Source organism: Arsenophonus nasoniae DSM 15247, assembly GCF_000429565.1.
Lineage (GTDB): Bacteria > Pseudomonadota > Gammaproteobacteria > Enterobacterales > Enterobacteriaceae > Arsenophonus > Arsenophonus nasoniae.
Genome location: NZ_AUCC01000090.1, coordinates 1 through 11,242, shown reverse-complemented (window position 1 = coordinate 11,242; position 11,242 = coordinate 1). Strand labels below are relative to the sequence as shown.

Genomic DNA, 11,242 nt, shown 5'->3' with positions numbered 1-11,242 from the left:
GTGCCTTTGAGGCCACACGCACTGCAGGCTTTGGATTTACAGGTTTGACAAAAGAAGCGTGAATGAGAGCATTCAGGTGAAGAACAGCAATAACGGCGAACGCCCATAGCGCAGGTGCTGCAGGCGAGCATCTTTTCGACAGAGAGTAGTTGCCATTCATCTATGTGATTATTTTCGATGAAAAGGTTCCATCCGTCATCGTATTGAAATAGCAGTTTTGCAGGTCTGGGGATGTACATAGAGCAGAGTATAAAAGACGAGAAGGGAATTGCCTAGAAATAGAGCGCCTTTGCCGCGATGCTCACGCCAAAGGCGTGCTTATGTTCTTTGACTAACCACGTCCAGCCTGAACCAAAGTTTTTAATCGCCGCATCGGTAAATTGTTTCTTAAATTTTTCAAATTCCTCAAAATTTTGATTAATGGCCTCAGCTATTTTACCTGTTGGTTCGCCACCGGCATTAGGCGCTAAACAATGCCAATAAAAGGTATGATTCCAAACTTGGGCAGCATTATTAAAAATTCCTCCTTGTGCAGTTTTTATAATTTCTTCTAATGTTTTCCCCGCAAAGTTAGTGTCTTTAATTAAATTATTTAGATTATTGACATAAGTGCTATGGTGTTTGCCATAATGGTATTCTAACGTTTCCTGAGAAATATGGGGCTCTAAGGCATTTTTAGCATAAGGTAATGACGGTAATTGGAAAGACATTGCAGACTCCTTTTTTTATCTTGCGCAACCAGTTGAAAATACAAAATATAACCGTATTGAAATTATCATTTTTATATAGATAACATACTAATTATACTAAGACGTTTTATTAAATATGTTTGAAACATAATAAAGATAGCAGCGAAGGGTTATCAAGTATTGATAGAAAATGGTATTCTTAATCAATGTTATGTTCGCGTAGTGCAAAATAATAAATTTAGTTTTTTAAGGAAGTGACAATGACGACAATAGAAAAAATTGAACGCCAGATAAAAGAGAATCCAATTCTTTTATACATGAAAGGCTCACCTAAATTTCCAAGCTGTGGTTTTTCAGCTCAGGCGGTTCAAGCCCTTTCTGCTTGTGGTGAGCGTTTTGCTTATGTAGATATTTTGCAAAACCCTGATATTCGCAGTGAGTTACCTAAGTATGCCAATTGGCCAACATTTCCTCAGTTATGGATTGAAGGTGAGCTAATTGGCGGTTGTGATATTATTATTGAAATGTATCAGCAGGGTGAATTGCAGAAATTGATCACTGCAACTGCCGATAAATATCGCACTTCAGAACAACCAGGTGCTGAATAGATAAATAATTTTATAATATAACTAACTAGTTAGAAGGCAGTGTAATTATGTGTTACCACTGCCTTTGGTTATCAATCGGTTGTTAGTGGCCAGCCACCTAATTTTTTCCATTTATTAACAATTTCACAAAACAGCAATGCTGTTCTATCGGTATCGTATAGTGCACCATGTGCTTGTTTGCCGTCAAATGGGATCCCGGCGGTATAACAAGCTTTGGCTAAAATTGTTTGACCAAAAACCAGCCCGCTGAGTGTAGCCGTATCGAAAGTGGCAAAGGGGTGGAATGGATTACGTTTTAAATTTGCTCGTTGAGCGGCGGCCATAATAAAACTATGATCAAAATTGGCATTGTGGGCTACGATAATTGCGCGATTGCAATCGTTATTTTTGATGCCTTTTCTAACCATCTTAAAAATGGCATGTAAAGCCGTATATTCATCGACAGCGTTACGTAAAGGATTATTTGGGTCAATACCCGTAAAAGCGAGTGCAGTTGCTTCTATATTTGCTCCCACAAAAGGTGCAACATGGAAATGGCGTTTTTCATCAATCTGTAACCAACCCTCTTGATCCATTTTTAGCGTCATTGCCGCAACTTCTAAAAGCGCGTCTTGTTGTGCATTAAACCCACCAGTTTCTACATCGATAACAACAGGATAATAACCTCGAAAACGCTTTGCTAGCGTGTTAACATCATTTTTTTTATTAGACATTTGCTTAAGACTTTATACTTGAGAATAAAAATATTATGCCAAATTTTGGTTAAAATGCATTAAATTGGCTTAAGTATAGAAAATGTATGGATATATGCTCATTCCATGACGTAAAGGATTAGCTACCTAAAGCATTACAGGCATTTTTATTTTCAATCAGTTCAATTTTATAGCCATCTGGATCTTCCACAAATGCAATAATCGTTGAGCCGCCTTTAACTGGTCCAGCTTCGCGCGTCACCTTGCCACCTGCTTGACGTATGCTATTACATGTATCTGCAACGTTATCAACCCCTAGTGCAATGTGACCAAAGGCGGTGCCCATTTCGTAATGCTCAACATTCCAATTATAGGTTAATTCTATCACGGCTCCTTTACTTTCATCATCATAGCCAACGAAGGCAAGTGAGTATTTGTATTCAGGATTTTCACTTGTGCGTAATAGACGCATACCTAATATTTCAGTATAAAAGTGAATTGAGCGTTGCAGAGAGCCAACACGTAACATGGTATGAAGTAAGCGCATATAAACCTCTTTTGTAAGTTTAAAACCATTCATTACTGATATTAATATAACGTGAACTTTACTATTATTTCAATTTATATAGTTTGTTGATTAATTAAAATTTACAATATAATTGATTGTGTTGTTTTAGTGTTGAACATTGACTATTTAAGAATGTCTTTATACTAACTTTATAATTGCTATTCATTATAACTAATTGATGATGTTGTTATAAGCTATTTGTAATCATAATATTGTAAACTGAACGATTAAATTTATTTGCTAAGTATGCATCAGTAATGCATAACAATTACTTGTTTATTATTACCAACGAGTAAGACATTAATTTATTGCTTAGCTATATTTTTTATTTTCAAATAATTTGTTAACTTATTAGCTTATTTTATTTGGTATTATTTATTTAAGATATAATAAGTTTTTATTAGTTTTTTTCAACTTTCAGGTAATTTATTAAAAATCAATATAGACTTAGTATCTAAGTATAGCTGAATAAATGCTTTTAAGAATATTTATAATAACTTGTTTTATAATGATTTTTATTTTTTATTGTCTATTTTTTGCAAATTAAAAATAATATTAATATAAAAACATATAGAATAGAATTTAGATGAAGGCTATTCTTATAAGGATATTTAACTAATAGCCTTTTGTTTTATATAGTAAATAAGTGGGTAATGATTAGAGCACTAATTAAGTCAAATTAATATACTAATAATGAAATATAAATTTATATATTACAATGCTAAATATAAACCTTTACTCATTTCTATATTAATATCTTAGTGAATAGAAATGGATATATATTTCTAGAATATTAATTGGCAATTTAATAATTATAGATATTGATGGTATTCTATTTTTAAGGAGGAACAATTGGAATCAAAAATAGGAACTGATCTTGCGCGTTTAGTTCGAGTCTGGCGAGCATTGATTGATCATCGTCTGAAACCATTAAAACTCACCCAAACTCATTGGGTAACCTTATATAACATTAGCCAGCTACCGCCTGATCAATCACAAATTCAATTGGCCAAAGCAATAGGTATTGAACAGCCATCGCTAGTTAGAACCCTCGATCAATTAGAAGAAAAGAAATTGATTACGCGTCACACCTGTGTCAACGACAGACGAGCAAAAAGAATTAAATTAACAGAAGAATCGATGCCATTTATTAAACAGGTTGATGATGTAATTGAAAAAACACGAAAGGAGATATTAGGAGGTATTACACATGATGAATTAAATACACTTTATTCATTGATATTAAAACTCGAGCAAAATATTATTCGGTTACATAATCATTCGTAAGATATGATAGAATAATAAAAAGAATAAATGGCATTATAATTTAATTCATACGCGGCTAATTATTTAAATTTAGCCGCGGTATGCTATTTTAGTTGAGTTAACGAGGTGAAACAGTTATGTTATTTCCACTACCTATAATAGATACACGTTGCCCATTACGGAAACTATTTGGATCACCTTTTTGTACCACAGAGATAATGCGGCCATTATCCAGCCTAATTTCTAATTGAACACCTTTTGTTTTGTTAAGTGCCCCTTGAACATTTTGACCGGCAACACCACCTGCAATCGCGCCCGCTGCCGTTGCCAGGGTTTTTCCTGTGCCCCCGCCAACTGTATTACCCAATAGTCCACCAAGAACAGCACCACCCAGTGCACCTATGATGTTTTCGTCACCGCCGGCCTGAATATTAACCGGGGTTATGCGAGTAACTGTACCATAGGTTACGCTTTGTACTTGTTTAGCTTGCGAAGCGGTATAAGTGTCCCCAGAAAGACTACCTGTATTTATACAGCCAGATAAAGCTGTAACTGTAAAAATACCGACGAGAACTTGCTTTAACATGATTACTCCTTTTGGAAATCTGATGTACAGTATAATAATAATCATGAATACACAGATATCATAATTTATTATATATAAACGAACTGGATAATCAGACAATAGCAAAATTAATTTACTTTCTACAATCTAAATATAGTCTAAACATTAATAATTTTTTCTTAAAGTAATAAATTCAGCTTAATTAATTTATATTTAATTAAAATATTTTTAAATTGTTATTTTATGTTTTATTTCAACAAGTTAAATTTTTAAAGTAAAAAACCATGACAATGAGTATATTGAATGACTGCAATGAAGTATAGAGAAAAATAATCAGAGGACAAACATGAAAGCAGGTCGCTATATGTACAATGCCGTTATGTTGAATAGCCGTCTGCGAAAATAGCTCCTCGCAGACGGCGGCCATTTACACATAACGCTATTGTGCGAACCTGCGGTTATGTCGATCTAGGTAGCCTGACTTGACGCTAAGCCCAAATAGGGGGTTTTTGATTAGTGGAACAACCGCAATATCGAATTTATCAGGTTCTGGTAACAATTCTCTACTTATCAATGCGGGAAATTTTGTATCTTCAAAATAAGCTATTTCAAGATTATCCGTATAGATAGGCATTCCAAATCCATTTTCTTTCATTGTCACAAAACGTCGATTAACGATATTAAACAGGGTATAACCGATGACGTCAGGGTTATTTTTTCTAAATTCAATTTCTATTTCTTTTAGTCGTTTTATTATTTTTTTCTGTTCCATTTACATCAGCCATTTGTTAATTAAATGTTACGTAATTAAGAGTGCATGACTCTTTAATTATGTACTCTAATTATGTACTCTTGTATCATTTTGATATACTTTTACTTAAACTTAACTTTTATTTCCACATTTAATAACAATGATATTGTTATTTTATCTATGCTTTCCTGACAGTTTTTTTAGCTATTATATCTTTTACTGCATCATCAAGATAATTATCTATAAGATAACTTACTAATTCTGATTGTTTTAGTATATCTCCTGTTTTATTTCCTATTTCTAGTATTTTCCTTTTTAGTTCTAGCTTTCTTTCTTCGTTTATTCTTACTGTTGTATCTGCTCTCTTGGATGTCATAACAAATTTCCCCTTTTAGTTACTAATCATATCTTTTTTTTATTCAACATTTCACGCATGCGTATTTACAATATGCAAATGTTTCTTATATCATGTGTGCATGATGTAAATATTGAGATTTGTAAATGATAGATTCCCTTGAATTGCAGATTCCATTTAAAGACGAGTATGTGATGAGAACATCCCGTGATAGAGAGCACGGAGGGGGCTCTATCGATTTTATTCAGATTGCTAAATTAAGTGGTATTCGCCTGTCTGCTCGTGATGTGGAATTTGAAATAAAAGGGGATTTATCTGTTCAGGGATTAGCGCATCCTTTTGAATCGTTACCAACGCATTTTGCCAGTTTGGGCATGAAGATTTATCAGGGAACCCATTTGATTTTTCCGCGTGTCAATCTTAAAGCTTCACCTGCCAAACTTTTACAGGGCATAACGTATTTGGTTCAACCAATATTGCATTATGTGGTTTGGAATTAATCACCAATCTGGCGGCTTCCATGCCACATCTTTTTAATTTGTTAGATGTGGCAAATACCGAAGTTTCTGAGCTTCATACAACCTTATCAGTAAGATTACCGACGGAAAGTATTTGTAAACAGGTGATTGCCTATTTCAAAAATATTAGTCATGGACAAACCAAAGCCACGAAATCAAACGATTATGAATCCACCGTCTATTTTAACCGTGGCTCTAAACACAGGGAATTGTGTATTTATTATAAAGCGTTTGAATTGGCAAAACGATTAGGTGAAATACAAAGAAAATTACGGGTTAATCCTAATGATGAGGTTTTGCTTAATCAGTTTGCCATTTTAAATGATAAACGCCTGACGGATTTTGCCAATAATCTGTTGAGATTAGAAGGGCGATTAAAAAAACGGTTTTTAAAAGATAATCAGATCCCGGTTAATTTTTCGGCGCTTTGTCTTTATCAACAACACTATGAACGTGGTGGGGCTAATTTAATTTACGATCTGTGGATGAAAAGTTTTGATGATTTGCTGACGGCACTGAGGGGAATGGAAATGAATATTTATGATGATGAACATATTTTTGAACGATTAAAATTACATTATTATTCCACTACGCCAAAAGGTAATATCTCCTATGCCAAAGCCCAACGGATATTTGGTTTTTATCGCCGTTTAGTCAATGAAGGATTTTACAATGTTCTTAATTCCATGAGTCGAATGACTTTTTGGCGTTACTTAACTTTATTAACTGATATTGGCATCAGTAAATCACAATTACAAAATCTTACGGGCGATAAATCTAACGTCATTCCTTTTTATAAAGTTATCCATATCGATTTTTCTCAACAACGTCCTGACTGGTATGTCGAGCCAATCAGTGTTTTTGAACGTCAAAATAATATTTATCCATTTAAACAAGTTGCAAACGCTTAAATCAAGAAAGGTGAACCATTATGGCTGCATTGCCCTTATATCAAACGGTGATTAGTGGAAAAGTGACCCGTGTCAGTACGTCTAATGATGGACATGTTTATACCACCGTTATTTTACCCGCTCCTGACCCTTATTCTAAACCGCCTGTTGTAAAAATTCGTTCTAAACGGCGTGTGGGGGCGATTGATTCAGAAGCGAATGAATTGGTTTGCCGTATTTCCGGTTTTGAGCGTTCGTTTAGATATCACGATAAGCAGACAGGGCAACCTTCGACGGGTCATAACGTTGAAATGTTTCTCGATTTAGCAGAATAGGTAATGGCTATGGCAACAGTAGGGTTACCTGAAATATATAACCTGATTTTCGAGATTGGAATTGTTTTATGTTTCGGTCTTGGATTTATAGCAGGAGGACAGAGGTAATGGAAATCGTTTATTTATTCTCGGCTTTTGCTATTGGGTGGGGGTTTTCTTACTCCATTTTAGTCTTTAAAAAATTAGCGGAGGTTTCAGTATGAAATTCTTATCTAACGTAAAGGAATTTATTTTAAATAAATATCTCGCGGTATCACTTTTCCTTTTTTCAGGAATGGCGTTAGCGGAAGGTGGTGCAGCTACGACACCGGATTATGCGGGTCAGGCGATGGATTCATTGCTCACTCAGGCGAATACTTTAATTGGTAAGGTTTGGCCTGTTGTCGTTGCGGTTGTTGGCGCAGGGCTGGCAATTCGGTTATTTAAGAAATTTTCTTCTAAAGCAGTTTAATAGCCTGTTGGGGGGTAATGCCCCCACTTTTAGGGGTTATTTATGAACAACTGGCCTTATATTTTTTTATTATTTTCAATTTCCTTTTTTGCTCATGCTGAGTGGGAAACATCTTATCATGAGTTAGAAGTTATTTGGGATCCTAAAAAAGAAAGCGCTGTCAGGCTATGTGCGGAAGCGAAAGATGCGGCTTTAGATTTTTATGAGAGTGTTAAAGATTGTTTTGTAAATCAAGGGTATCAAACTAAATATGAGTTAGATAAGAGTTGTAAGGTGCCTTCTGCGAGTAAAGAGCTTGTGTATGTTAAATGGGGTATTACGTTTTATTGGGGTAAGGATGATGAAAAGGATTGTTTGGCAAAACCGATAGAAGCAAAGACTTATTCTAATACTTATAAAATTGGTAGTGATTATTATGTCAATTTTGAGGGTTGTCAGTATATTGCCAAGGGTGTAATTGTTGGTGGTGGTGACGGTACTATTGCAGCGGATTGGAAACCGACGGGTAAAGTTGTTGAAGAAGGTGCAGGTAATGGCTCTGGCAGTCATGGAGGTAATCCGGGTGAGGGTTCTGGTGGGAATGAGGGCGGCAGTAGTTCGGGTGGCGGTTCCGGCGGGAATGAAGGAAGCGGTAGTATCGGCGGTGGTTCGGGTGGTAATGGTTCAGATGACGAGGATGATATCGCTTCTGCGGTAGAAATAGCGTTAAAAAAATCGTTAATTGAAGAATATGATAGTGGTAAGGATACTTCAGAGGCGACTAAAAAAACCGATGAATCATTAAAAAGTATTTCTGGGTCGTTTGATAATTTATTAAGAGGGGCGGGTAATTTTGCTGATCCTGATACGACTTTATACGGTCAGGGAGAATCGGTATTTGATACAGCGGTTAAGATTGCCAGTCCGTTAGAAATTAAAGAGGGGTCTTTTTGGCGTTCAATTTTTAGTCATGTGTCTATTTTTCCTAATGGTCAGGGGTGTTCTGATTTTATTCTTTTTGAGGATGACGTTTATGAAATCAGAATTGGGTGCGATAAGTTAACCGCAATAAAATCATTACTTTCGTGGGTAATGACGGCATTAACATTTTGGTATGTTTTTTCTTCGTTGACCTCTTTGTTACGTAAGGGAGGTGATTAATGCCAGTATTATTAGGACTTGCGGCAGTATTACGCTATTTAACGGGTTTTATTCCTCTCGCATTAAGTTATATCGCATTATTATTGACTAAATTAATTACGAGAACGGGATTAATTGTTACTGCTTTAGTTTCGCTTATTCTCACTACAATGATAACTGCGTATGGTTATTTTATTGAAATTGCAGTGACGTACTTACCGACTGATTTTTCCCATTTAATGACATCGATTTTACCCGATAATTTTCATGCTTATATTATTGCTATTATGTCAACCCGAATTGTGGTTTTTTTATTTGATTTAAAAGAAAGGCTTTTAAATTATGCCCATAGGATTTTATAAATGGCGGTTTATTTTGTTACAGGGGCATTAGGCTCCGGAAAATCATTAATTTCCGTGGCGAAGATTCAGGATAAATTAATAAAGGGTTGTCCGGTGACAACAAATATCGATTTAAAACCCCATAATATGCCCGCTGTTGGCAAAATGGCGAAGAAAATAATGATTTATCGTTTACCCGATAAACCGACCTTATTTGATTTAAATGTTATTGGTCGTGGTAATAAGACGTATGATGAAAAATTAAATGGGTTATTAGTGCTTGATGAATGTGGCACTTGGTTAAATACCCGCAGCTGGAATGATAAAAGCCGTCAGCCTGTTTTAGACTGGTTTTTACATGCCCGTAAATTAGGCTGGGATATTATTTTTTTAGTGCAAAATATTTCATTAGTGGATAAACAGGCTAGAGAAGCGTTAGCCGAGCATGTGGTTTATTGTCGACGGCTTGACCGCTTTACTATTCCATTGATTGGGTCACTATTGAGTATTATTTTTGGAGCCAAAGTATCCGCGCCAAAAATTCATTTAGGCATAGTTAAATATGGCGATAATATTCAATCGCCCGTTGTTGAACGTTGGATATATCGTGGTACAGATTTATATGATGCTTATGATACCAAACAACAGTTTTCTTCTTTTTATAATAAGGGTGTTTATTGTCTTTTACCGCCTTATTCTATTTATGGTCGCTATCAACAACCTTTAACGTTAAGTAAAATTATGCGATTAACACGTATTTATTTAAAACGTTTTTCAAAATTAAGATTATTAATTTTAGGCGGTTTATTGGGTATTTCTATCGGTTATTTTTTTATTCATCATCCTCAAAAAGAAATATTAGAAACACAGCTAGTTAAGCAATTTGAAATAAATAAATTAAAAATAAAATCATTTAAATTATTAGGTGATGAAACACGGATTTTATTTTTAATGGATAATGAAATGATTGAATCCGGTGAACTTATTCAACAAGGTTACAATATTGAAGTGATGAGTGCCTGTAAAATGAGAATATACGGGAGGGGAAAAAATGCGCTGGTGTCTTGTTAGTTTTATCCTGATATTTTCATTAAATACGTTTGCTGAAAAAATTGCCATGACCAATGTGCCAATCTCTGAATTTGTGGATTGGTATTCGAGAAAAACGGGTAAAGGGGTGATTGTTCCTAATGATTTTAATGAAAAAATTACCGTTTATAATTCTGATATTTCCCCTGAAAATTTACCCGCTTTTTTTGTTTCAGTGATGGCTTCAAGAGGTTATGAAGTTAGTCCCGGTAATCCGGTGATTATTACCAAAAGTCACCAAGGCAATTATGGCATTTCTGCGTTGGATAAGGCGTTAGAGAATCCATTGCCGGAAGGGTCAAGCCTGAATTATTTGCCGGATTATCCCGAACCAAAACGGGACATTTTTTTACGCAAAAAACGCAAACCTATTCTTTTCATCATGTTCTGGTGAAAGATATTTTTTCCGTTATTGATATCTTTCTGAAATCGTCACCTTATTCAGGCGGCCAGGTGGCGATTGATGAGGGTAATAATCGTTTGATTGTGACGACAACGGTAGAGAATCATAAGCAGATACAATCTTTTGTGCCGTCTATTGATATACAACGAACGCAAGTGTTAATTGAAAGCATTATGTTTGAAACCACTGACGGCAGTAATTTTAATTTTTCTTTTGGCGTAGGGAAAAAATCAGGGTCAACGGTGGTAGGGGGCGTAAATACGACTACGCTTGGCGATATTTTGTCCAGTAGCGGTGGGTCATTTGGTATTTTTTCAGGCAATGTTTTAGGTTTGGCATTAACGGCGGTGCAAGGTGATAAGCACAGCAAGTTATTATCTGTGCCACGTATTTTGACTTTATCCGGTCAGAATGTGCCGATTGTGACGGGTAAAATTATTGGTCAGGGTGTTGATGTTAAAAATCCTTTTCAGACCATAGAGCGACGTGATGTAGGGATTTCGCTTGATGTCACACCGGTAGTGTTAAATGGTGACAGTGTCATGTTAACGGTGAAATCAAAAGCGGACAGTGTTTCAAATATTTCCAATGCAACGGATATT

At 35.3% G+C, this 11,242-nt stretch carries 15 protein-coding genes and 3 pseudogenes; 11 read left to right on the top strand and 7 right to left on the bottom strand.

Going from position 1 to position 11,242, the window contains the following annotated elements; all coding sequences use genetic code 11:
• On the bottom strand, positions 1 to 239 hold a 239-nt coding region (locus G468_RS23075; RefSeq protein WP_211229672.1), incomplete at its 3' end, for a transposase zinc-binding domain-containing protein.
• Positions 240 to 284: 45 nt separating this feature from the next.
• Positions 285 to 710 (bottom strand): annotated as a pseudogene (locus G468_RS21180) (Fe-Mn family superoxide dismutase); the annotation flags it as partial.
• Between the two features lie 239 nt (positions 711 to 949).
• Here G468_RS21180 and G468_RS0114190 point away from each other — a divergent pair.
• Positions 950 to 1,297, top strand: a complete 348-nt coding sequence (locus tag G468_RS0114190; protein ID WP_026823663.1) for a Grx4 family monothiol glutaredoxin — start codon at positions 950 to 952, stop codon at positions 1,295 to 1,297.
• A 71-nt stretch (positions 1,298 to 1,368) separates the two neighbouring features.
• Here G468_RS0114190 and rnt read toward each other — a convergent pair whose 3' ends face one another.
• Entirely contained in the window at positions 1,369 to 2,010 is a 642-nt protein-coding gene (gene rnt, locus G468_RS0114185) for a ribonuclease T (RefSeq protein ID WP_026823662.1), read from the bottom strand.
• Positions 2,011 to 2,128: 118 nt separating this feature from the next.
• Positions 2,129 to 2,536: a lactoylglutathione lyase gene (gloA, locus tag G468_RS0114180; protein WP_026823661.1), complete on the bottom strand. Its 408-nt coding sequence runs from the start codon at positions 2,534 to 2,536 to the stop codon at positions 2,129 to 2,131.
• Between the two features lie 873 nt (positions 2,537 to 3,409).
• Here gloA and slyA point away from each other — a divergent pair.
• The gene (slyA, locus tag G468_RS0114175; RefSeq protein ID WP_026823660.1) at positions 3,410 to 3,844 is read left to right on the top strand and encodes a transcriptional regulator SlyA; all 435 of its coding nucleotides are present in this window, start codon (positions 3,410 to 3,412) and stop codon (positions 3,842 to 3,844) included.
• A 97-nt stretch (positions 3,845 to 3,941) separates the two neighbouring features.
• Here slyA and G468_RS0114170 read toward each other — a convergent pair whose 3' ends face one another.
• The 3 genes from G468_RS0114170 to G468_RS0114160 form a co-directional block, all read right to left on the bottom strand.
• Complete coding sequence (locus G468_RS0114170; RefSeq protein WP_026823659.1) at positions 3,942 to 4,409, bottom strand: outer membrane lipoprotein; 468 nt, start codon at positions 4,407 to 4,409, stop codon at positions 3,942 to 3,944.
• A gap of 418 nt (positions 4,410 to 4,827) precedes the next feature.
• The gene (locus tag G468_RS0114165) at positions 4,828 to 5,160 is read right to left on the bottom strand and encodes a hypothetical protein (protein WP_026823658.1); all 333 of its coding nucleotides are present in this window, start codon (positions 5,158 to 5,160) and stop codon (positions 4,828 to 4,830) included.
• A 157-nt stretch (positions 5,161 to 5,317) separates the two neighbouring features.
• A complete protein-coding gene (locus G468_RS0114160; RefSeq protein ID WP_026823657.1) occupies positions 5,318 to 5,515 on the bottom strand; it encodes a hypothetical protein in 198 nt (65 codons plus the stop codon).
• A 125-nt stretch (positions 5,516 to 5,640) separates the two neighbouring features.
• Here G468_RS0114160 and G468_RS22575 point away from each other — a divergent pair.
• The 9 genes and pseudogenes from G468_RS22575 to G468_RS21155 form a co-directional block, all read left to right on the top strand.
• A pseudogene (locus G468_RS22575) lies at positions 5,641 to 6,923 on the top strand (phage/plasmid replication protein, II/X family).
• A 20-nt stretch (positions 6,924 to 6,943) separates the two neighbouring features.
• Positions 6,944 to 7,237 carry a hypothetical protein gene (locus G468_RS0114150; protein WP_026823656.1) on the top strand — a complete coding sequence of 98 codons (294 nt, stop codon included), beginning with the start codon at positions 6,944 to 6,946 and terminating at the stop codon, positions 7,235 to 7,237.
• A 3-nt stretch (positions 7,238 to 7,240) separates the two neighbouring features.
• Positions 7,241 to 7,345, top strand: a complete 105-nt coding sequence (locus tag G468_RS25435; RefSeq protein ID WP_407061971.1) for a tail virion protein G7P-2 — start codon at positions 7,241 to 7,243, stop codon at positions 7,343 to 7,345.
• A 91-nt stretch (positions 7,346 to 7,436) separates the two neighbouring features.
• Complete coding sequence (locus G468_RS0114135) at positions 7,437 to 7,688, top strand: major coat protein (RefSeq protein ID WP_026823655.1); 252 nt, start codon at positions 7,437 to 7,439, stop codon at positions 7,686 to 7,688.
• Between the two features lie 42 nt (positions 7,689 to 7,730).
• The gene (locus G468_RS21165) at positions 7,731 to 8,828 is read left to right on the top strand and encodes a hypothetical protein (RefSeq protein WP_051297125.1); all 1,098 of its coding nucleotides are present in this window, start codon (positions 7,731 to 7,733) and stop codon (positions 8,826 to 8,828) included.
• Positions 8,828 to 9,169: a DUF5455 family protein gene (locus tag G468_RS0114125; protein WP_026823654.1), complete on the top strand. Its 342-nt coding sequence runs from the start codon at positions 8,828 to 8,830 to the stop codon at positions 9,167 to 9,169. The genes G468_RS21165 and G468_RS0114125 overlap by 1 nt, the downstream gene beginning before the upstream one ends.
• Positions 9,170 to 10,219, top strand: a complete 1,050-nt coding sequence (locus G468_RS0114120) for a zonular occludens toxin domain-containing protein (RefSeq protein ID WP_026823653.1) — start codon at positions 9,170 to 9,172, stop codon at positions 10,217 to 10,219.
• Positions 10,200 to 10,631, top strand: a complete 432-nt coding sequence (locus tag G468_RS21160) for a hypothetical protein (RefSeq protein ID WP_034250065.1) — start codon at positions 10,200 to 10,202, stop codon at positions 10,629 to 10,631. Before G468_RS0114120 ends, G468_RS21160 begins: the two co-directional genes overlap by 20 nt.
• Positions 10,628 to 11,242 (top strand): annotated as a pseudogene (locus G468_RS21155) (secretin N-terminal domain-containing protein); the annotation flags it as partial. The gene G468_RS21160 and the pseudogene G468_RS21155, both read left to right, overlap by 4 nt.